The sequence below is a fragment of the Phormidesmis priestleyi ULC007 genome, from assembly GCF_001895925.1.
GTDB classification, from domain to species: domain Bacteria; phylum Cyanobacteriota; class Cyanobacteriia; order Leptolyngbyales; family Leptolyngbyaceae; genus Phormidesmis_A; species Phormidesmis_A priestleyi_A.
The window spans coordinates 59495-80461 of record NZ_MPPI01000006.1; the positions used below are offsets into that span (position 1 = coordinate 59495).

Genomic DNA, 20967 nt, shown 5'->3' on the forward strand with positions numbered 1-20967 from the left:
AGGTTGCTTGGGCAGAAACTATGAGTAACGCATTTAGAGAGCTACTGCGAAAAGTGGGCAGTGGGACTCATACCGGGGAAGATTTGAGCCGCGCCGAGGCAAAAGCAGCGACTCAGATGATGTTGCTGCAAGAAGCAACCCCCGCCCAGATTGGGGCATTTATGATTGCCCATCGCATCAAGCGCCCGACCGGAGAAGAACTGGCAGGAATGCTAGATGCCTACGAAGCATTAGGGCCAGCCCTTCAACCCATTGAGTCTGCCTATCCAGTCACCGTGCTGTGTCTCCCTTACGATGGGCGATCGCGCACTGCCCCGATCAGTCCTTTAACCTCGCTGATTTTGACCAGTGCAGGCGTGCCTGTGATTTTGCACGGGGGAGATCGTATGCCCACTAAAGAAGGGGTGCCCCTAATCGAACTCTGGCAGGGATTAGGGATTCATTGGGAACAGCTTTCTCTCGATCGCGTTCAGCATGTTTTAGAAACCACAGGGCTAGGATTCGTTTACTTGACCAATCACTTTCCGCTCGCATCAGGACTTGTGACTTATCGCGACCAAATTGGCAAACGTCCCCCATTTTCCACGTTAGAACTGATGTGGTCGCCCTATGCAGGAGACGCTCACGTCGTTTGTGGATTTGTCCATCCGCCGACTGAAAATATGATTCGCGATGCCTTTGCTCGACGCGGAATCACAAATTTCACCACCGTCAAAGGGCTAGAAGGAAGCTGTGATTTGCCCCGCGATCGCACGGTGATCATCGGCGCAAACAAGTCTGAGTTTGAACGGCTCTGTCTCGTGCCTCGCGACTCTGGGTTTGCCGCCAAAGAAGTGCCCCTCAGCCCAACTGATGAATGGGTCGAAGCCGTGCAAGCAGTGTTAGCAGGCAAACCGTCTGAGCTAACGCAATCCGCCATTTGGAACGGCGGGTTTTATCTGTGGCGCTGTGGCGTTTGCCCAGATCTAGACGCGGGGCTTGCCAAAGCGGCATCGTTGCTGACCCAAGGGGCGGCAGCTCAGAAGCTCGATGAGATTAGCAAAGCAACTCAATCGCTAGTGGCAGTCCAATCTTAACCATTGCTAAACAGGCAAAATCATCCCTTCTCGCGCCATCAAGCTGTTGGGGAAAACGGTCTGAACCTCAGATTCTACTTGGTCGAGAAAATCATCATCGTGGTTAGGGTCATGATGAAACATCACGGCTTTCTTCACGCCAGCTACCTGAGCAACTTTCAGCGCTTCTTGCCAGGTTGAATGCCCCCAGCCAATCTTGGATGCTTGGGGGTCGTGATATTCTTCGTCGGTGTAGCAAGCGTCATAGACTAGAACATCTGCATCACGGGACAGATAAACCAGATTTTCGTCGATATGATCAGGATAGTGTTCAGTGTCAGTCGCATAAACGGCGGTGCGACCCTGCCAGGTAACGCGATAGCCCAACGCTGAATTAGGGTGATTTAACGGGCCGGTTTCGATCGTAATATCGTCTAGTTGAATGACATCTCCCGGCATCAAGTCATGAAATTTCATGTCTGACTTCATTACCTGCATCGGCACCGGAAAATTAGGATGGTGCATTTGATCGCTGAGACGCTGCTTCATGGTTGCGCCGTTGGGTGCTACGCCGCCATAGATGTGAAAGCAGTTACCGGGCACAAAGGCAGGCACAAAAAATGGAAATCCTTGAATATGATCCCAGTGAGAATGGCTGAAGAACATATGGGCTTCAACAGGCGTTTGCTTCAGCAATTGCTTGCCTAGAACCCGTAGACCCGTTCCGCCATCAAAGATCAGGCGCTTGCCACCTACTCGCATTTCTAGGCAGGAGGTGTTGCCACCATAGCGAACGGTTTCGCCCCCCGGAGCGGGAATGCTGCCCCGAACGCCCCAAAATTGAATCACGAATTCTGAAGAGTTAATCATTTCTAGGTTTGCACTTGTCTCAAGAGCGTCTATCTGAGTTTGGAGCGGTCACTCCCAGCAGAGTCTGGGTTTGTTATCTTTTATGCTACCCATTTCGATTCCGTTGTTACCAATTCAGGCAGAATTTAAGCTTTTTCCATAGGTTAAAGGCTCAGAGAACCCCTGAGCCTTTTGACTGAATCGACTGCTAGGCAGTTAGCGGTAGGCTTTGATGCACTGCTCTACCAACGGCAGAACTTTATCTACATCTTGCCAACCGAGAATTTCGGTGACTTTTTTCTCCAGATTTTTGTAAGTTCTGAAGAATTCGGCGATCTCGTCAAGACGATGAGAGGCGAGATCATTAAGGGATTTGACATTGACATAGCGAGGGTCTTTGTCGGGCACACAAAGAATTTTTTCGTCTCGATCGCCACCGTCGATCATTTCCAACATGCCGATCGGACGCGCCGCGATCACGCAGCCAGGGAAAGTAGGCTGATCCATAATCACCATGCCGTCAAGCGGATCGCCATCATCGGCCAGCGTATTGGGAATGAAGCCATAATCGTAGGGATATTGCACTGAGGCATAGAGGACACGATCGAGGGCAAAGGCATTCAGATCTTTATCAAATTCATATTTGTTTTTGCTGCCTGCGGGAATTTCGACCAAAACGTTGATCAGACCTGGCTTAGGCTGGGCGGGAATGCGAGTTAAATCCACTACGGTTCTCCAAGCGAAACGATAAAAAGATAAAAGGTAAAATCACCGTCTGTTCATCCTTGATTTTAGGGGAAGAGGGCGATCTGTAATAGTGTCGTTCGCGTACCCCGCGATGATCGGCAACGGTTTTGAGGTAATCAATCAACGTTTTCGGCACTTCCAACGGGTCATTTTTAGGAACTCCTCTATCCTAAATTTTCTCTATCACAATGAATTAGCCCTATCGTTCTGTTGGGGGTCGGGTGGCGGAAATATCAGCGCGTCGAGGGTTTCGTTTGACTATATTGGTATTTGGCTGCATGGCGGGGTGAAATGCTTGCTTAATCGTCATCGATCGCTGGTCATTGTGGTTGACAACCGAGCTGCCGAAATTGCCAAAGACACCAATCTGCCCACCGTTGCTCGTGACGACTTTGAACAAATTACTCACTGGATCGAGACTCCGACTCCGACCCAAATCACGCTGAATCTTGATGCGATCGAACAATGGCGATCGCAGTTTCGACGGTTTAAGGCTTGAAACCCAAATACAGGACAAAACCTTAAGATGGTAGAGTCTTCTGATGTTCGCTTGCCTCTATGACCACTGACTCTCCTCGCCTCAAGCCCGTCCTCCTCCCCAAGCAAGCACTCCTGGCAAAAACGTTTCATTGGGTCAACGTGGTGAGTCTATTCATCATGTTGGGGAGCGGCTTGCAAATCTACAATGCCAATCCGGTTTTTGGGGGACGGCAAGGGTTACATCTGCCGCCCATTTTCATCGGAGGGTGGCTTGCAGGCGGGCGAGACTGGCACTTTGGCGCTATGTGGCTCTTCTCGCTCAACCTCTTGTGGTATGGACTCTACATTCTGATTAGCCGTCGCTGGCACCATCGATTTGTTGGAGAAAATGATCTCAAAGCGCTGCAAGTCGGCAAAAATCCCAAGCGCAAAGCCTACGCATGGCATCGAATTGTTTACACGGCGATCGTTCCCGTGTTGCTTCTAGCAATCTTGAGTGGTATCGGTATGTATAAACCCGCTCAGTTTTATTGGATTGTTGATTTTTTTGGCGATTGGCAAGCCTTGCGGATCGTTCATTTTATGACCGTGCCGACAGTGATCTTGTTTGCGATCGTGCATTCACTGCTCGCCCTCAAAGTCGGTGGCTCTCGTCTGCTCGAATCGATGTTTTGGTAGGTCTTTCATGCAACGGTTTAATCGTCGTCAATTTCTGCAAATCGCGGGGTTGTCTGGCAGCAGTTTGCTGTTAGGTGGCTGTGGCTCAGACTTGTTTGCTGGCGTAGTCGGGCAGGTGACAGAACCGCTCAATCAACGCCTCGAAGAACTCTTGCTCAATCCGCAAAAACCTGTGCCTGAGTTGCCTGTTAGCCAGATCGAGCCAGACAAGCTGATTGTGAATAGCTTTGACTTTACGCCCATGATCGATCCGGTTAAATACCGACTGACGATCGACGGTGAGGTCAATCACCCCATGCAACTAAGCCTGAACGAACTCTATAAACTGCCGCTTACTTCAGTCGTAATGCGTCATGTTTGTGTTGAGGGTTGGGCGGCGATCGTGCAGTGGGGCGGTGTGCGTTTGCGAGATTTAATTCAACTTGCACAGCCTAAAGACACGGTGTGCTATGTCTATTTTCAATCGGCAGATGGCTATTATGAAAGTTGGGATTTGCGGTCTTGTCTGCATCCACAAACGCTGATGGCCTATCAAAAAAATGGGGAGCAATTGCCGATCGATAATGGTGCCCCGTTGCGATTAGCGGCTCCGATTAAACTCGGCTATAAACACAGCAAATGGGTAACTCGCATCATGCTCACGAGCAATCTGCTTCCTAGTCGGGGCTATTGGGAAGATCGCGGTTACGAATGGTTTGCTGGACTCTAGGATCTATCTGCAAACTCAATTGGCTTCTATTATGACGGTCGAGATCTCTCTGAATTCCTGGCTGGATAAGCTATGAAGCTCCACTAATAAAATAGGTGGGTGAATAGCATCCACCTATATTTATATCTGGAAGTTACCTGGGGAAGGGTGCATCCAGTAGCTCATAGATCTGACAGGTTCTTTTAGCGGCAACATTGAGATTAGTGTCTAAACTGCCGTTTTTGCTTGTTTCTATAGCTTTTTCATGAACAGCATTGCCGATCGTGATCTTGACTGTTCCTTCTCCAGAGCATTTACGTCGCCAAACTTTGCTTCTCCGTCTTCGTTCATCCGCATCAGGTACAGCTAAGGTAGACACCTGCTTATTGACCTTACAGAGTCCTCTCACCCCATGACCACGCCTAAAAGTGGTACTTCTCATGGAATGATAAGAATTTATGTACTCCAGTTGAACCCGCAGATCAATTCCTAACTGGATGTATTTTTCACGCTTGCGCTCAACTCCTAATGCAGCAATTCCAAATTCAAGCTCGAAAGCCACTTTTTGCGTGATCTGTTTCTGGCTTATTGAACCCATTCTCAACAAGCCGACGATAAACCAAGGCTTGTCGAGTTCAAGGATCGTCAGAAACTTTTGAATTTGGAATTGCTGCTCCTAATGCGCGATCAACTGACTCTTGAAGCAAAACAGCAAAGCTGGCATCTTGCATCGATTTTGCAACAGGGTTTCCTTTTTTTGGCGGTAGACTCTAAGTACTGCTCATTTCAACTTCTGAATTCTTTTGTAGAAAATCCGATTATGGTTGCTCTCACGATTAAACAAAATTGGAACACGATCGCCAAAGAATTTGAAGCCGTAGTCGGTAAAAACGGCGTGATCCGCAAGCGAGAAGAATTACTCGTCTATGAATGCGATGGGCTAACCAGCTATCGAGAGCGTCCTGAGCTTGTAGTTTTGCCGCGAACAACCGAAGAAGTGGCTGCTCTAGTGAAGATCTGCGATCGCTATCAAGTCCCATTTATCGCCAGAGGATCAGGAACCGGATTATCAGGCGGAGCCTTACCAATTAAGAACTGTGTGCTGATTGTTACTGCTTTAATGAAGCGCATTATCAGTATTGATTTAGAAAATCAGCGCGTTGTAGTACAACCTGGTGTGATCAATAACTGGGTAACTCAAGCAGTCAGCGGCGCGGGATTTTATTATGCACCTGACCCATCGAGTCAGATTATTTGCTCGATCGGGGGCAACGTTGCCGAGAATTCTGGCGGCGTTCATTGCTTGAAATATGGAGTCACCACCAATCACGTTTTAGGGTTGAAACTCGTGTTGCCAGATGGCTCGATCGCCGATGTGGGCGGCGAGATTCCTGAAATGCCCGGTTATGATCTCACAGGCGTTTTTGTCGGATCTGAAGGCACATTAGGCATCGCGACTGAGATCACCCTCAAAATTCTCAAAACTCCCGAATCGATTCGCGTCTTGCTGGCAGACTTTACAAGCATCGAAGCAGCCGGGGCGACCGTTTCAGACATCATCAGTTCGGGCATCATTCCCGGTGGCATGGAAATGATGGATAACTTCAGCATTAATGCCGTTGAAGATGTCGTTTGCACCGAGTGTTATCCGCGCGATGCCGAGGCGATTTTGCTGATCGAAGTCGATGGTCTAGAAATTGAAGCCGAGACAAACAGCCAGCGCATCGCCGCAATTTGTAGCCAAAACGGAGCGCGAAACGTGACGATCGCCACCGACCCCGATGAGCGTCTAAAACTTTGGAAAGGACGCAAAGCTGCCTTTGCCGCGATGGGAAAAATTAGCCCTGACTACTACGTTCAAGATGGCGTAATTCCCCGTACAAAATTAGAGTATGTGCTGCATGAAATTGCCCTGCTAGGCGAAAAATTTGGCTATCACGTCGCTAATGTTTTTCACGCTGGAGATGGCAATTTACATCCTCTGATTCTTTACGATAATGCCGTTCCGGGGGCGCTAGAAAAAGTCGAAGAACTGGGTGGAGCCATTCTCAAACTGTGTGTGAAAGTCGGCGGCAGCATTTCAGGAGAACACGGCATCGGTGCAGATAAACGCTGCTATATGCCAGAAATGTTTTCGCCAGCAGATTTGGAGACGATGCAATTTGTGCGTCAGGCATTTAACCCCAAAGGCATTGCCAATCCAACCAAGATTTTCCCGGCTCCTCGGACGTGTGGTGAAGCAGCCAAAGCCGGAGTCATCAAGGAATTTGCAGGAGTCGAGCTGTTCTAGATTCTTCGAGTCAACCAGAACTTGTTGAACGTGAGTTCGACGGATTAAAAAATGGCAGGCGGCAGAGCAGGCAAGCCCTTGGGCTGCAAATTCAAACTAGGTAACTGCATACATCAGATGCTTAATTCCTCGTCTACCTCCGATCGCCCTCGTGCTTGATAAATTGTGCTTCTCAACGGGTGCGACCTCTACCTGATACTAAAGTGACTCAAGCCTCCTGCTGATAAGGTTTTTGAACGATTTCACAGTAGTCTTTTTGATTATTCATTGATCAATTTTACAGGCACTCAAAACCCTTATGGAGCAAAAGGTAATCGGTTTTTTCCAATGTATCGGATGGAGGTCGCACCCTTCTCAACTCTGCCAGCGATTCATCATCTGCCAGCGCACCTGCCTGTTGAAGCAAAACACGGCTCCCTTCATCAAACATCTGCTCCTGAATGCGTTCCTCACGAAGCTCATCAATAAAAGCATTGAGATCAAAGCCTGGAGGAAGTTCTGCATCTACAACCAAGACATTGCCTTCATAGTAAGTTTTGGGCTGGTCGGAGTTCTGTTCATCGACTTGTCGATCGAGCCGATTTACTTTCTCCGCGATCGCTTCCATAATGAATTGCTCTGGCTTAATTCCTTGCAAATTTGACCACTTTTCGACTTTTTGCGGTAGCTGAGGAGGAAGATTCATAGCGCCTCACTGTGAGGGAATGTGAACGATCGTAGCATTGACCTCGAATCCGCAAAATCACTCTGCCTCAATTTGTCTTACGACCGTTAACGCTGAATAACTGACTCCCGCCGTTCCTTCACCCGGATGGGTTGAGTCACCTACAAGCCACAGATCTTTAATCGGAGTGCGATTGGCAAACCCAAATGGGCCAAACGTTGGCACTCGCTGCCCAAGTCCGCCCACTGCCCCCTGATCGCGCGCCGTAAAGTGTTGAAATGTGCGAGGTGTTGCCGCTTCTTGACAAATGATCGTCTCATTCAGGTTAAAAAATTGACCTAGACGAGCGATCGCTTCCTGACTATATTTTTGCTTCAACGCTTCGTAATCATCACACTGCCACCAGATTGACGAATCGGTGAATGACGATGCAATTACTGTCGCTTTGCCGTCTGGAGCGCGACCGTCACCAGGATGGCTGACTGAGACAAACAGCGAATTGTTTTCCCCGATCGCGCCCTCGTAGTCATACAAAAATTGCAGATGTGGGGGACAGTTGGCAGGAATCGCCGCCCGATCGACCCCAAGATAGACGACAAACGCACCTGAAGAGGGAGGCAGCTTATCGACTCGTCGCTGATAGCCTTTAGGGGCATCTTCATCCAAAAGCTGTATCAAATTTTGAACGGTGACATTGGCGACAACGCGATCGGTCGGCTCAATCCAACTCTCGCCTGTTTTCTGGTTGCGAATCGTGACTCCTGTGGTTTTTCCAGCCTGGGTGTGAATCTTCTCGACGGTGTGACGCATTAGGAGTTTGCCGCGTTGCGCAGCAGTTCCCCCTTCGGGGTAAACGCGTTCTAATGCCGAGACGAGACGATCACTCAACACTTGCATACTGCCCTGAAGGTGAAACAACCCGTGTGGCTCCTGCGAAACTCCTAACGCGGTTGCTGCATAAAGCAAAGCTGTTTCTTCCGCGTTGACTTGCGAATAGAGTTTAAGTTGCAAATCTAAAAAGGTTCTTAAGCGCTGATTGTCACCTAAACCATAGCCTCGCAGCGCATCTCCGACGGTCGAGAATGTGTGAGGCAGCGTCATTAATGTGTCGGGACGAACGGCTTTTGTGAGTTGCCACAAATCCCAAAGATTGCGAGGTGGCAGCACTGGGTCGCGCATTTGAAACGCCCAACTATATTTGAACAAATCCGCGAGAAGCTGCCAAAAAGGTTCGCTTCCCGGAAACTGTCGCTCTCGTTCTGCTTGCCATTTTTGAGGGTCACGCCAAACGCTAATCGGTGTGGTTTCTCCGGGCAAATAAACCGCACAGGCAGGATCGCAGGGAGTCGCTGCGGGTAGCTCGATTTCTAGTTCAGAGAAAATTCGATGGTGAATGCCTCCGGGTTCCAAGCCTGCCACCTGAGTTGCACCGACATCAAAGGTGAAGCCTTGGCGTTTAAAGGTCGAAGCACATCCACCGGGCACTAATGCCTGATCTAACACCAACACCTGATAGCCTCGATGCGCTAACAACGCTGCCGCCGTCAGTCCACCAATTCCGGCACCGATGACGATGACACGAGAAACGTTGCGATCGCCAGAGGTTTCACCGCCCTGTTCTCTCAGCATTCCACCCACTTTACATTCCGTAATCTTTCTCTTATTCTATCGTCACTTTTTGCGCCATCACCCCTACTTGAAGAAGCGTTTTACTGCACGACCGAAGATCAGCCGTAAGGCTAAAAATCCCAGCAAAATGTCAGGGAAGAGATCTAAAACGCCTTGCAGTACCAAATCTGAGTAGCTTGAGTAACCACAGGAAGTTTGATCGACCTTTAGCACATTGGTCTCCCAACATTTATAGGGAGGCACGGGTAAGGGTTGCCCCTCGAAGACCGCTCCATAAAACAGTTGAAAATAATGACTGCGAGTTATGCCCACCACCATTGAGGCGACCAAAATAATCGCTCCTAACCATCTGCCATATTGTTTTCTGTTCTGAAGCCCCCAAAACGCTAAACCTATCAGCAGAAAAGCCCCAAAACTCCCGACTAGATATGGAATTCTTGATAGTGAGAAGCAGTCTTTTATCTCATCTTTTGAGAAACAAAGAAACACCATAAGCAACAGGGCGATCGAGAATTGCAGAATGACCATCAAGAAAAGTGCCTGCGTTAGCCACACACTCAGAGGTCGTCTGACTTGATCATCCATGTCTCAACCATCCTGCGGGAAATTGACTCTTACGTTTGCCATTCTGCACAAGTTCTGAGACGAAACCGACAAAAACGGGGTGTATTGCAAAATCTATTCCTAAAAGTTTCCCTTCTCCACTTCGATAGCGATGTCAATTGCAACTTTAAGAAGATTAAGATGGGTTAAGTAGTCGCCATCACTGGGCAAACCATGACTTCAATTCTTGTCGAGTCTTCTTCGATCGCTAAACTCAACGCACCGACCATTCACCACTCATCGAGCGGGTTGACCATTATTGCCGAGCAACTTCCGATCGAGGCAGTCAACCTCAATCTGTGGCTGAATGTCGGGTCTGCGATCGAGTCAGATGAGATTAACGGCATGGCTCACTTTTTAGAACACATGGTTTTTAAAGGAACGGCTCGCCTCAAAAGCGGTGACTTTGAAAAACAAATTGAAGAACGGGGCGCAGTCACCAACGCTGCTACCAGCCAGGATTACACACACTATTACATCACCACTGCTCCTAAAGATTTTGCAGATCTGGCACCGCTGCAAATGGATGTGGTGCTGAATGCCAGTATTCCTGACGATGGATTTGAGCGCGAACGATTTGTGGTGTTAGAAGAAATTCGGCGATCGGAAGACAACGCCAGACGACGCAATTATCAGCGCATGACTGATTTGGCGTTTGATAAACTCCCTTATCGTAGACAAGTGCTCGGCCCTGCCACCGTGATCGAAAACCTTGCGGCTCAACAAATGCGAGACTTTCATCACCATTGGTATCAGCCCGCTTCGATGACGGCAGTTGCGATCGGAAACCTGCCAGTCGAGACGTTAATTAGCGTGGTTGAAGATAGTTTTAATGAGCTGGGGTTACGAGTCAGGGGGCAGGAACCTACAAGGAGTCAATATAATTCCGAGAGTCCGTTTACGGAAATTGTGCGTCAAGAATATGTCGATCGCAGTCTCCAACAAGCGCGATTAACGATGATCTGGCGCGTACCAGGACTCAATAATCTGTCGCAAACTTATGCGCTGGATGTGTTGGCTAACGTCTTAGGACACGGGCGCACATCCCGACTCGTGCAAGATTTGCGCGAAGGTCAGGGGTTAGTTTCTAGCATTTCTGCCAGCAATATGACCTATCGCCATCAAGGATTGTTTTGCGTATCGGCTCATTTGCCTGTGGAAAATTTAGAGATTGTGGAGGCAGCGATCGTCCAACACATTCAAAAACTGCAAGCTGAATTCGTCACGGATTCTGAGATGTCACGAGTGCGAACTCAAGTCGCCAACCACTTTATTTTTAGCAACGAAACACCCAGCGATCGGTCGGGTTTATATGGCTATTATCAGTCGCAAATCGGCAGTTTAGAGCCAGCCTTTAACTACCCGACGCACATTCAATCGCTGACGACGGCTGAGTTGCAAGCTGCGGCTCAAACCTATCTCCCAACCGCCGCCTATGGAATCGTGACCGTCAAACCGGGAGAATAAAATTTCTAGCATCTCCTTGGGGAGAGGGCTAGGGTGAAGGTTAACCCACGATTCTAATAGCCTATTGCTGCTAAATCAAGCTGTTGAGCATAGGTAATTCGCTTAACTTGGGTGTTCCAAGCGCCGTTAGGGTAGAGATTGAGGAGCCGGAATCCAGGTTTTTTGGAGTCGATCGAGAAATCACGGCTTCTCGGCTCAAATTGAATGCACGTTGAAGGGGTTCCTAGATAAGTAACCCTACGTCTTTGGCGATGAAATTCTTGATGAATGTGACCAAATAAAACGAGCTTGACCTGAGCGTGACGATCGAGCACTGCAAACAAGTCTTCAGGGTTCTGCAAAATGCTCGTGTCTAGCCAGTCAGATCGCATCTGAAAGGGAGGATGATGCAGCGCGACGATCGTCGGCTGCTCTGAATGCTGGTTGAGATCTCGATCCAATCGGTTTAACTCTCTGGGCAAGAGTGATCCATGCACACAGCCAGTTTCCTGAGAATCGAGCAACACAAACCGCCATCCGCCCGCCGCAAACGATCGGTCTGGAAAGAATAGTGGGTGAGTTAGCGATCGCTCCATCTCCTCAAGTTCAGCATCGTGATTGCCCGGTAGCCAATAGACCGGAATGCCTAATGGGGCGAGCAGAGTTTGCAAGCGATCGTAGGATTCAGGTGTGCCATCTTGCGAGAGATCGCCAGTCAACAACAACAAATCAGGTTGAGGAGACAGTCTAGACAGATGCTCAAGCAACGCTTGAAACGAGTCTGTGGTCGGCATTCCCAATAGGTCTTGGTGGGAATCTGCAAACAAATGAGTATCGGTAATTTGAGCAATGAGCAGAGGAGACTGAATCATACTGGCTGAACCGGGGGACGATCGATGACATTGAATGTTTGACCTGTTCATACTTTGAGCCGTCCTAAAACGTCTGCAACCCTATCCAGACGCTAGATAGAATTCACGATCAGTGACTCAGGCTAAAGACTAGAACAAGCAAGCTACCTTCTCACCCTTTAGGGTAATGCCTGAGTCGTGGAAGCTGTGCGATCTACCCCAGTAATTATTGTGATTTAAATCACGTTTTGCGACGAATCCCCGGAGGCGTTTGCAGTTGGGTTAATGGTTCGCCGATCGCGGGATCATTTCTCTGAAAAATTGCTGGTTTTGCATTCAGGTCGATGAGCTGTATAGACCTGTGAGGGCGATCGCTAGTCGTTATTTTCAGCTCTTCAATCAGAAATAATACTTGCTGTCTTCTCAGTGATTTAACGGAACTTGAAGAATGTATGTTTCAAAAGAGATTCCCTCTGGGCAGCCTCTAACTAGAGCAATCTTCAAGCAGGAAAAGGAACTGCAAAGAATTCCTCACATCCAAGAGGCCTAAGCATCAATGGACTCATTCGTAACATTTCCACTGATTGTTCCAATGGTATCTACTGATTTATACCTTAAAAATATTTATATTTCAGTGATTCAACTTAAAGAAAAGTTCACTCTCAGTCACTTGTCTCAGAAGAAACCGCATCATGTCTACCTACTCTCGTTGGTCTTGTCGTCAGATTTTTGCAGCAACTCTTCTTTCAGCAGGAACGATGCCGATCGTGCTGTCAGCCTTCGCCCAAACTGCACCCGGAACGCCGATCACAAACCAGGCAACTGCTACCTATTCAGACGGAGCCAACAGCTATAACGCAACCTCTAACACGGTGACGATTTCTGTTGCAGAAATTGCTGGCATCACGCTTGTAGCTCAACCGCCCAGCACTACGGCTCCGATCGCTGATGATACTTTCACGGTTCCGTTTGTGATTACTAACAAAGGTAACGACCCCACCACCTTTGAGATTCCAGGAATCGCAACCCTATCCGACGGTACAGGCTTTACAGTCACTTCAATCACGATTACCAAAGTTAACGGCGCGACAGTCAGCATTCCGATCGCACTTGGTGCTACTACAGTTCAAACTGCCTCAGTTCCTAAAGACGGAACCGTGATTGTTGAGGTGAAAGTCAAAGTCAACAACACTGCACCTGCCGGGGCAAGCACCACCGTCATGTTAGGCAAAACCACACCTGAAACTCTTCAAATCGGAGTGCCTTATGTAGCAGATTCGGGCAGTGTCTATACTCAAGATAACCCTGATACGGTGACGGGTGAATATCCGGGCGTGTTGTCGATCGCCAGTGAAAAAGAGGCAATGGACACCAGCGCCGTCGTCACGGTTAAAGGCAGACTGCAAGCCTACGCCACGATTTTGAAAGTGAACTCGGCTTACGATCCCAAAACTCCTGGTCTATTAACCGATGACCTGCTGACCTATGAGTTAGCCCTGCGAGTTGAAGATCCGGCGAGTCCTCCGTTTGGGGTGGTGAGTGATCTCAACGCCACGCAAATCAAATTAGATAGCGGGTCTGGTGTCGTTAACGTCAACAAAGTCTTAATCTCTGACGCGATTCCAGCGGGCACTCAGTTGAGTAATGTGACCCCGACTGCACTTGGCGGCTGGACACCGATCTATAGCACGACTGCTCTCACTAGCACCGCTCTGCAAGCCGATTGGACAACTACAAAACCCGCGCTCAACCTGATCAAACGGGTGGGATTTATTGCTGATGGTGCGATCGCTAAAGGCACTACGCTGCAAAACTTTAAGTTTTCTGTGAATCCACTGTCCACCTTTAAAGGCGGTCAAATTGCCAACATTGCCCAGGTTTTTGGTCAGTCACAACTCGGCGCAGTCGTTCCCGGAACAGGTACTCAGCTTGTTTACGATGAGTCGGGCGACCAATCTTCTAACAATGAATTAAATGGCTCAAACCCTGACTCGACGACCACTGGAGGAGTCGCTGTTACTAATGGAGGAATCAGCCCAGGTGAAGCAAACCCTGGTGAAGATGGAACCGATCCTGGAACACTGAACACGGTTGTTAACAACAATCCAACGAATCCCACAACCAACACAGGCGTAAACAGTGGAGTCGGATCAGGAACCAAGACTAACGGGGGAGAAGATACTGTCTTGACGATCGCCGCCACACCATTAAACGGCCCGGCAGGTCAGCCTGCGGCGAAGGGCCCAAATGCCACTGGCACAGACGATGACAACAATAACGACTTCACGAACAAAGCAGTTTCACCTGCGATCGGGCTAGACCCCGCTGCGCTGTTAACCGATGCTCAAACGCCAGATGTCGTCTTTGTCAACACGGTGCAAAACACCAGCGACAGTTCTCAGACGATCGTGCTGATTCCGCTGCCACCTGCCGTCAAAACTGATTTGCCCAACGGCACAAAAGTCACGATCGACTCCGATGGCACCGGAACGATCGCGACTCCGGTGACATTCACCTATAACCAGGCAACCGGAGCCTTCACGCCAGATGGTGCGGTTCCCAGTGTGGTAGTGCCCGCAGGCGGAACTCCAAGCTATGGCGTGACCATCAATTTAGGGGACAATGCGGCTCAAAACATTGGCTATTCAGTTCCGATCGCTGCCTTCATTGACACCGATGGAAATGGTCAATATGACAACACGAAAGAACCGGGAAATCTCACCCTCGATCGAGTTTACACAGGCTATGTGTCGCTGAAGAAAGAAGCCCGAATCTTAGAAGCAGACGGCAACACCCAAGTCGCTGGCTTCACCACAGCTTCAACCGCTGCCGAACAACAAGCCCTCAATGCCGCCGCCTTACCCAGCAGAATCATCGAGTATCGCATTACTTACACAAACCTTTCTAGCGGTCAAGGAAGTGGTGCCAACAATGTCATGCTGCCTGCCAACACCTTGAAGATCACCGAAGACGGCACGACTGCCCCAAACAATTGGTTTACCACAACCAAAGACACCAACCCGACCGACACGGTTAAAGGATCGGGAACCGACTCAACCACAGGCGCAGTCGTCGCAACCTTTAGTGGTGCAGACGTGCAGACCTATGTTGATACGGTTTCAACCCTGGCTCCGGGCGCGATCGGAGAGTTTAAGTTTCGCCGTCAAATCAAGTAAGCGATCGGCACCATTTCTCTCACTCTAAACGCAAGTCACCCCCATGAAAAAGCAGCCCTATTTAGTTGGTTTAGCCGTCGTTACAACTCTCTCAATGCTTCCGTTTAACGGAGCGCCGCTGTTGGCGAAAGCGATCGACGCAGGCAATCACCTCGCCGCAAACGTGCTCAAGCAGCCCAAAGTCGAATTGAATCTCAGTGCTGAAAAGCAACACCTTCAAAAAGACGAACAGGGGAAAGAAATTACAACCTGGCAAGCTATGACTTCAGGAAACACGGGGGCAAATCCAGGTGATGTAATTCGCTACACACTCAAAGGTGAAAACAAAGGCGATCGGGCGGCTAAAAATCTCGCAGTCACTCAACCTATTCCGATCGGAACGGTTTATGTACTAAATTCTGCCACTGTTGTGAATACGAATAATAACGCCATTACTTACAGCATTGATAGTGGCAAAACCTTCGTGACTAAACCCGTGATTAAAGTCACGTTAGCCAGCGGTCAGATTGAACAGCGTCCTGCTCCGGCTGAAGCCTATACGCACATTCGTTTAAGCGTTAACAACGGGCTTGAACCAAAGGCAGACGTGAAAGCTGCTTATTGGGTGAAGGTGCGATCGTAAACGTGACAGATCCATGAGAGGCGCGGTAGGGACATGGCAGTGTCGTGTCCTCTCGCCATCGCCCAATCGATCGCCATTGTTTTTGAAATAGGCATCAATAACCGACTCTAGTTTATATTGCTCAATCTACCGTGCATTATTTTTATCGCCCAGTTCAGTTGTGGGTTCGACGGTTGACTGTGAGTGTGCTTTCAGGTGGCATCAGCATTCTGCAACTGTCAACCCCCGGTGTTTCCCAAACGTCTCCTGAAAAACTCCTGAAAACCGTCACAAATGTTGCCACCTATCGCTACGATGATCCATCAGGTCAAAGCTTTGCGGGCAAAACCAATCAACTCACCCAGTCTCTTGCCGACCCATTAGGGCAGATTACAGGCTGCAATGGCGAACTACTCAGCGACTATCAGGGGTTTAGCGTTGGCGTTTATAACACCGACGCGATCGGACTTGATTTGGCAGGGTTAGTGCCATTAACTCAAACAGAAGTCCCCGATATTCCGGGTAACGGCATTTCGGGCGGGCTTGCTCCCAATGCACAAAACCGCAATCCTTATTTCATTCAAAGTGACGGCACCTACAACTTCATTTTGGATGAAAGTCAGGGACAGTTAACTGTGGGTAAGTCTTATATTTTGGTGGTGAATCCGCCGACCAACTCGACTTATGCCCAGCGACGCATCAAGTTAACGATTACGAATATTAATGGTAAAACGATCGCTTATACTGCCACGGCTCTAGATGGAAAACCAATCAATACGAGTAACGGAGTTACTTCGGTCAATGGCACGCTAACTGTTGAAGATGCAGAACGAGTGGGGTTATCGCTAGCAGTCGTCAATATTGCAGTCAATGTATGCGACGCACAAGAAATTCAGATTACCAAATCGGGCGATCGGGCGACAGCGATTCCGGGTGATACGGTGATCTATCGTCTGTCCGTTCGCAATCTCTCTAGCGCAAATCTAAATAACGTCACGGTAAGAGACACATTGCCGTTGGGTTTTCGCTTTTTGCCGGGATCGGTCAGGGCTGAGTTAGCGGGGCAATTAGTGACGATCGCAACTACTCAAACCGATTCGACCATTACTTTTAGCACACCGGGAATCAATCTTCTTTCGATTAAATCTAATGCTAATCAAATTCTCAACATCGCTTATGCGGCACAAGTTACGCCCGACGCGATTCGAGGATCGGGGCAAAATATTGCGATCGCAACTGCCCGCCGCGCCGATAATTCGCAGTCGGTCAAAGACGGCCCGGCTTCGCATCGCTTGCGAATTCGGAATGGCATTCTCTCAGACTGCGGTACTCTAATCGGGCGCGTTTTTGTCGATAAAAACTTTGATGGAGAGCAGCAGCCCGGAGAGCCAGGGGTGCCTAATTCAGTAATTTTTCTCGATGATGGCAACCGCATCACCACTGATGCAAATGGGCTGTTTTCGATCAGTGGAGTCCTAGCTGGACACCGCACCGGAGTCTTGGATCTGACCTCGATTTTGGGCTACACCCTCGCGCCCAATCTCTATGTCAAAGAGCGCAATAGCCAGTCGCGACTCGTCAACATTGCACCGGGCGCTCTAGTTCGCATGAATTTTGCGGTTACGCCATTTCAGGGAGCAAAACAGAAATGATTAGCCGTCACCACCGTTGTTATCGAATCTGGTTGACGTTGATGGCTGGCTCGATCGCTCTCTCCCTCACCACTCCAGCGCACGCGATCGCTCCTTCGATCCAAGAAATCAAGAATTTAATCAACTCCAACCCAGAAAAATCGCGCTTAAAATCAGAAAAAATTAATCCAAAGGACAACACTAAAGCGACTGATCCATCAACAGAATTGAACATCAAAATTCTGTCTCCTCAAGTTGATGAAACGCTTGATGTGCCAGCCGCTACTGTGATCTTGCAGGTTGCAGAAGGTAGTCAAGTCGAGTTGCAGACAAACGGTGAGACAGTTAGCTCAAAGTTAATCGGACGCACCGAAACCAATCACGCAACGCACCTCGTCACTCAGACCTGGTATGGTGTGCCTTTAAAAGAGGGAACCAACACGCTCACGGCTCAGGCAAAAACCGCATCGGGGCAGCATTCAGTCGCCTCCACGTCAGTCAAAGTGCGAGGAATTCCGAAGCAACTTGTGGTGTCTGCTATTGAGTCGCGCATTCCGGCAGATGGACGATCGACCGCAACGATCGAAGGGCAACTTCTAGACGCACAGGGCATTGTGTCAAACCGAGACGCGATCGTCACCTTCTCAACTAACGCGGGTGAGTTTGTCGGCGCAGATGCTGATCGCGACCAGTCCGGATTTCAAGTGCAGGCAAGACAAGGCAAGTTTAACGCGACGTTGCGATCGGGATTAGATGCCAAAAAGGTGCAGATTCGGGCAACAATGGCAGATCTTGAAACCTTTACTCAGCTAGACTTTGAGACGAGTTTGCGTCCCTCGATCGCCACGGGTGTAATCAACCTCCGCTTAGGGAAACGAGGCACCGATTTTTATGGCAAACTACGAAACTTTTTGCCGCCCGATCGCAATTATTACACTAAGCTCGATCTGAGTGCGGCAGTGTTTGCAACCGGGCGAGTCGGCACTTGGTTATTTACGGGCGCTTATAACAGCGATCATCCGCTCAATCAAACCTGTGACGGCACGAATGCTTTGTTTCGAGCGTCGCAGCCCTGTGACAACAGCTATCCGGTTTATGGCGATAGCTCAACATCGACAGTGATCACGCCTTCTACTGATAGTGTGTTTTTGCGGCTAGAGCGTACGTCTCCCGTCGCCAAAGCAGGCAGCGATTATGTGATGTGGGGTGACTACAATACCGAAGAGTTTGCGCGACGATCGCAGCAGTTCACCGCGACAACTCGCCAACTCCACGGTTTCAAGGCAAATTACAACATTGGCAAGCTGGCATTTAGTGGATTCTATGGCAACAATGTTCAGGGATTTCAACGGGACACGATCGCGCCCGATGGCACCAGTGGCTACTACTTCCTTTCTCGTCGCTTGTTGGTAGCAGGCAGCGAAAATGTCTTTGTTGAAGTCGAGGAGTTAAATCGTCCCGGCACTGTCCTCGATCGTCAATCTTTGACACGCGGAGCCGATTATGAGATTGACTACGATCGGGGCACTCTGTTCTTTCGAGAGCCGATTTTGCGAACCGATATTGGGCAAAATGGTGAGACTTTAGTCCGTCGCATTGTTGTCACCTACCAATTCGATTCACCCGGCTCGAACAATCAGATTTATGCAGGACGGCTGCAATATAACCTGTCGCGAGAGGCTGACCGTGAAAGCTGGATCGCTGCCACCTACCTCAAAGAAAATCTCGGCTTCCGCAACTTTGAGCTTTATGGAGCCGATGCTTTGTTTCCGATCGGCTCAACCGGAACACTAATCGCCGAATATGCCCACTCCCAAAACAACTCAGAATCTCTAGGATTTGTGACTGGCTCTGCCTATCGCCTAGAGCTAGAGGGTGAAATCGCTAAAGGCATTCTGGGTAGTGCTTTCTATCGTCACACCGACACCGGATTTGCCAACAATGCCACGATCAGCTTTGTGCCTGGTCAGACTCGCTATGGTGCCCAAGTCACTGCCCAGGTTTCGCCCCAAACCAATCTGCGACTGCAATATGACCACGAAGACAACAAAGGCATCGCCCCGCAGCCCCTCAACACCTTCGCGGATCTGTTCACGCCTCGTCAAGAAGCTATTCCCGGAACAGCAGTCAACAACTCTCTGACCACAATCACGGCAGGTATACAGCAGCGCTTTGGGTTAGCTGATTTAACTGTGGATTGGCTGCACCGCGATCGCACAGATCGCCTCAATCCTAATCTGCTTGACAGCCGTTCTGACCAATTGCGATCGCGCTTCACCTTGCCGATCAACAGCCGCCTCACCTTGTTGGCACAAAACGAAACAACGCTTTCGTCTCAAGTCGATGCGGTTTATAGCGATCGCACTTTACTCGGCTTGAATTGGAAAGTCATGCCCGGAATCAACGCCCAAATCGCCCAACAGTTCTACACACGCGGGCAGCTTGCAGGGCGATCGATCACCAGCCTTAATCTCACCGGAGATTACAAACTCGGCTCTGATACGACGCTTAAAGGTCGCTATTCCATGCTCAACGGGGGTGACGGATTTAGAGTGCAAGGCGCGAACACTTCGTGGAGCGGAGCTTTCGGAGTCAACCAAGGTATCACGCTTTCACCCGGCTTAAAGCTCGATCTCGCCTACGAGCATTTGTTTGGTGGCTTGATCGGTCGCACCGCTGCTGGAACTCAGTTTGTACAGCCTTTTGCATTTGGTCAAAGCGCGTCTGCTCTAGGACTACAAGATGGAGATAACTACAGTGTTGGCATCACTTATAACGACAATCCTAATTTTCAGACCAGTGCGCGATTTGAACATCGCAGTTCTTCATCGGGCAAAAATACGGTGATTACGGCGGCGGCACTCGGCAAATTATCGCCCTCGATCACTGCTCTGCTCAACTATCAGCAGGCAAATGCTGCCAATCAAGGGCTAATCGGACTCGGCGACACCGCCACCTTGCGATTAGGTTTGGCATATCGCGACATCAACAATGATCAATTCAACGCGTTATTGCGCTACGAATATCGTAAGAATCCTTCTACCATTCCCGACACGATTTTGCTTGGCAGTGGCACAGGCTCGATCGAGCATCTCTTTAGCGCTGAGGGAATCTACGCCCCCAACTGGCGCTGGGAGTTTTATGGCAAGTTGGCGTTGCGGAGTGGCACTTCTTATCTAGCCGATGATTTAGTCGGCACAAGCACCGTAACACTAACTCAAGCGCGTGCCACTTACCGATTAAATGCTCAATGGGATCTGGTTGGAGAAGCGCGCTGGATCAACCAACTGAATGCAGGCTATAGCGAAACCGGATTCTTAGTCGAAGCGGGTTATTACCTCACGCCCAATCTGAGACTGGCAGCCGGATATAGCTTTGGACGAATCAACGATCGAGACTTTGACGGCTCTCGATCGACAGGCGGATTTTACGCTGGTTTAACCGTCAAGCTCAACCAATTGTTTAACGGGTTTGGGTTACAGAAAGTTGCGTCCCAGCCGCAAAAGTCCACTGTCAAGCCGATAGCCACAATTCCGTCTAGCCCGTCACCTTCCCAAACCAGCCCCTGATTTAGAACCG

Annotated in this window: 17 protein-coding genes; 10 read left to right on the top strand and 7 right to left on the bottom strand. The window is 49.4% G+C overall.

The window, feature by feature from the left end; all coding sequences use genetic code 11:
- Positions 1 to 20: 20 nt before the first annotated feature.
- Complete coding sequence (locus BRW63_RS07220; protein WP_073070235.1) at positions 21 to 1076, top strand: anthranilate phosphoribosyltransferase family protein; 1056 nt, start codon at positions 21 to 23, stop codon at positions 1074 to 1076.
- A 6-nt stretch (positions 1077 to 1082) separates the two neighbouring features.
- On the opposite strand, the gene BRW63_RS07225 is transcribed toward BRW63_RS07220, so the two are convergent.
- Both BRW63_RS07225 and BRW63_RS07230 read right to left on the bottom strand, forming a co-directional pair.
- The gene (locus tag BRW63_RS07225; RefSeq protein WP_083582755.1) at positions 1083 to 1925 is read right to left on the bottom strand and encodes an MBL fold metallo-hydrolase; all 843 of its coding nucleotides are present in this window, start codon (positions 1923 to 1925) and stop codon (positions 1083 to 1085) included.
- 195 nt (positions 1926 to 2120) lie between these two features.
- Positions 2121 to 2630, bottom strand: coding sequence for an inorganic diphosphatase (locus tag BRW63_RS07230; protein ID WP_073070237.1), 510 nt, complete (start codon positions 2628 to 2630; stop codon positions 2121 to 2123).
- Between the two features lie 91 nt (positions 2631 to 2721).
- Between BRW63_RS07230 and BRW63_RS28165 the strand changes: the two genes are divergently transcribed.
- The 3 genes from BRW63_RS28165 to BRW63_RS07245 are packed head-to-tail and all read left to right on the top strand — an operon-like array spanning position 2722 to position 4518.
- Positions 2722 to 3150, top strand: coding sequence for a hypothetical protein (locus BRW63_RS28165; protein ID WP_146135823.1), 429 nt, complete (start codon positions 2722 to 2724; stop codon positions 3148 to 3150).
- Positions 3151 to 3209: 59 nt separating this feature from the next.
- The gene (locus BRW63_RS07240; RefSeq protein WP_073070239.1) at positions 3210 to 3809 is read left to right on the top strand and encodes a cytochrome b/b6 domain-containing protein; all 600 of its coding nucleotides are present in this window, start codon (positions 3210 to 3212) and stop codon (positions 3807 to 3809) included.
- A gap of 7 nt (positions 3810 to 3816) precedes the next feature.
- A complete protein-coding gene (locus tag BRW63_RS07245) occupies positions 3817 to 4518 on the top strand; it encodes a molybdopterin-dependent oxidoreductase (RefSeq protein WP_073070240.1) in 702 nt (233 codons plus the stop codon).
- Between the two features lie 133 nt (positions 4519 to 4651).
- On the opposite strand, the gene BRW63_RS07250 is transcribed toward BRW63_RS07245, so the two are convergent.
- Positions 4652 to 5059 carry a hypothetical protein gene (locus BRW63_RS07250; RefSeq protein ID WP_143162022.1) on the bottom strand — a complete coding sequence of 136 codons (408 nt, stop codon included), beginning with the start codon at positions 5057 to 5059 and terminating at the stop codon, positions 4652 to 4654.
- 258 nt (positions 5060 to 5317) lie between these two features.
- Here BRW63_RS07250 and glcD point away from each other — a divergent pair, with 258 nt between their 5' ends.
- Positions 5318 to 6787 carry a glycolate oxidase subunit GlcD gene (gene glcD / locus BRW63_RS07255; RefSeq protein WP_073070350.1) on the top strand — a complete coding sequence of 490 codons (1470 nt, stop codon included), beginning with the start codon at positions 5318 to 5320 and terminating at the stop codon, positions 6785 to 6787.
- 277 nt (positions 6788 to 7064) lie between these two features.
- On the opposite strand, the gene BRW63_RS07260 is transcribed toward glcD, so the two are convergent.
- The 3 genes from BRW63_RS07260 to BRW63_RS07270 form a co-directional block, all read right to left on the bottom strand.
- The gene (locus BRW63_RS07260) at positions 7065 to 7472 is read right to left on the bottom strand and encodes a hypothetical protein (RefSeq protein ID WP_073070242.1); all 408 of its coding nucleotides are present in this window, start codon (positions 7470 to 7472) and stop codon (positions 7065 to 7067) included.
- A 57-nt stretch (positions 7473 to 7529) separates the two neighbouring features.
- On the bottom strand, positions 7530 to 9080 hold the full coding sequence (gene crtD / locus BRW63_RS07265; protein WP_073070243.1) for a C-3',4' desaturase CrtD: 1551 nt from the start codon (positions 9078 to 9080) through the stop codon (positions 7530 to 7532).
- Between the two features lie 63 nt (positions 9081 to 9143).
- A complete protein-coding gene (locus tag BRW63_RS07270; RefSeq protein ID WP_073070244.1) occupies positions 9144 to 9665 on the bottom strand; it encodes a hypothetical protein in 522 nt (173 codons plus the stop codon).
- A gap of 192 nt (positions 9666 to 9857) precedes the next feature.
- Here BRW63_RS07270 and BRW63_RS07275 point away from each other — a divergent pair, with 192 nt between their 5' ends.
- Positions 9858 to 11150 carry a M16 family metallopeptidase gene (locus BRW63_RS07275; protein ID WP_073070245.1) on the top strand — a complete coding sequence of 431 codons (1293 nt, stop codon included), beginning with the start codon at positions 9858 to 9860 and terminating at the stop codon, positions 11148 to 11150.
- Between the two features lie 53 nt (positions 11151 to 11203).
- Here the strand turns inward: BRW63_RS07275 and cpdA are convergent, their stop codons facing one another.
- The gene (gene cpdA / locus BRW63_RS07280) at positions 11204 to 12001 is read right to left on the bottom strand and encodes a 3',5'-cyclic-AMP phosphodiesterase (RefSeq protein WP_073070246.1); all 798 of its coding nucleotides are present in this window, start codon (positions 11999 to 12001) and stop codon (positions 11204 to 11206) included.
- A gap of 671 nt (positions 12002 to 12672) precedes the next feature.
- Between cpdA and BRW63_RS07285 the strand changes: the two genes are divergently transcribed.
- From BRW63_RS07285 to BRW63_RS07300, 4 genes are all read left to right on the top strand, one after another.
- Positions 12673 to 15156, top strand: coding sequence for a DUF7925 domain-containing protein (locus BRW63_RS07285; RefSeq protein WP_073070247.1), 2484 nt, complete (start codon positions 12673 to 12675; stop codon positions 15154 to 15156).
- Between the two features lie 43 nt (positions 15157 to 15199).
- Positions 15200 to 15778, top strand: coding sequence for a DUF11 domain-containing protein (locus BRW63_RS07290; protein WP_073070248.1), 579 nt, complete (start codon positions 15200 to 15202; stop codon positions 15776 to 15778).
- A 131-nt stretch (positions 15779 to 15909) separates the two neighbouring features.
- Entirely contained in the window at positions 15910 to 17409 is a 1500-nt protein-coding gene (locus tag BRW63_RS07295) for a DUF11 domain-containing protein (RefSeq protein ID WP_083582756.1), read from the top strand.
- The gene (locus tag BRW63_RS07300) at positions 17406 to 20957 is read left to right on the top strand and encodes a TonB-dependent receptor (protein ID WP_073070250.1); all 3552 of its coding nucleotides are present in this window, start codon (positions 17406 to 17408) and stop codon (positions 20955 to 20957) included. The genes BRW63_RS07295 and BRW63_RS07300 overlap by 4 nt, the downstream gene beginning before the upstream one ends.
- Positions 20958 to 20967 lie beyond the last annotated feature (10 nt).

Excerpts from the sequence above, each read along its gene's own strand:
- BRW63_RS07220 (WP_073070235.1), top strand. The coding sequence starts at position 21 with ATGAGTAACGCATTTAGAGAGCTACTGCGAAAAGTGGGCAGTGGGACT.
- BRW63_RS07225 (WP_083582755.1), bottom strand. The coding sequence starts at position 1,925 with ATGATTAACTCTTCAGAATTCGTGATTCAATTTTGGGGCGTTCGGGGC.
- BRW63_RS07240 (WP_073070239.1), top strand. The coding sequence starts at position 3,210 with ATGACCACTGACTCTCCTCGCCTCAAGCCCGTCCTCCTCCCCAAGCAA.
- BRW63_RS07245 (WP_073070240.1), top strand. The coding sequence starts at position 3,817 with ATGCAACGGTTTAATCGTCGTCAATTTCTGCAAATCGCGGGGTTGTCT.
- glcD (WP_073070350.1), top strand. The coding sequence starts at position 5,318 with ATGGTTGCTCTCACGATTAAACAAAATTGGAACACGATCGCCAAAGAA.
- BRW63_RS07260 (WP_073070242.1), bottom strand. The coding sequence starts at position 7,472 with ATGAATCTTCCTCCTCAGCTACCGCAAAAAGTCGAAAAGTGGTCAAAT.
- crtD (WP_073070243.1), bottom strand. The coding sequence starts at position 9,080 with ATGCTGAGAGAACAGGGCGGTGAAACCTCTGGCGATCGCAACGTTTCT.
- BRW63_RS07270 (WP_073070244.1), bottom strand. The coding sequence starts at position 9,665 with ATGGATGATCAAGTCAGACGACCTCTGAGTGTGTGGCTAACGCAGGCA.
- BRW63_RS07275 (WP_073070245.1), top strand. The coding sequence starts at position 9,858 with ATGACTTCAATTCTTGTCGAGTCTTCTTCGATCGCTAAACTCAACGCA.
- cpdA (WP_073070246.1), bottom strand. The coding sequence starts at position 12,001 with ATGATTCAGTCTCCTCTGCTCATTGCTCAAATTACCGATACTCATTTG.
- BRW63_RS07285 (WP_073070247.1), top strand. The coding sequence starts at position 12,673 with ATGTCTACCTACTCTCGTTGGTCTTGTCGTCAGATTTTTGCAGCAACT.
- BRW63_RS07290 (WP_073070248.1), top strand. The coding sequence starts at position 15,200 with ATGAAAAAGCAGCCCTATTTAGTTGGTTTAGCCGTCGTTACAACTCTC.
- BRW63_RS07300 (WP_073070250.1), top strand. The coding sequence starts at position 17,406 with ATGATTAGCCGTCACCACCGTTGTTATCGAATCTGGTTGACGTTGATG.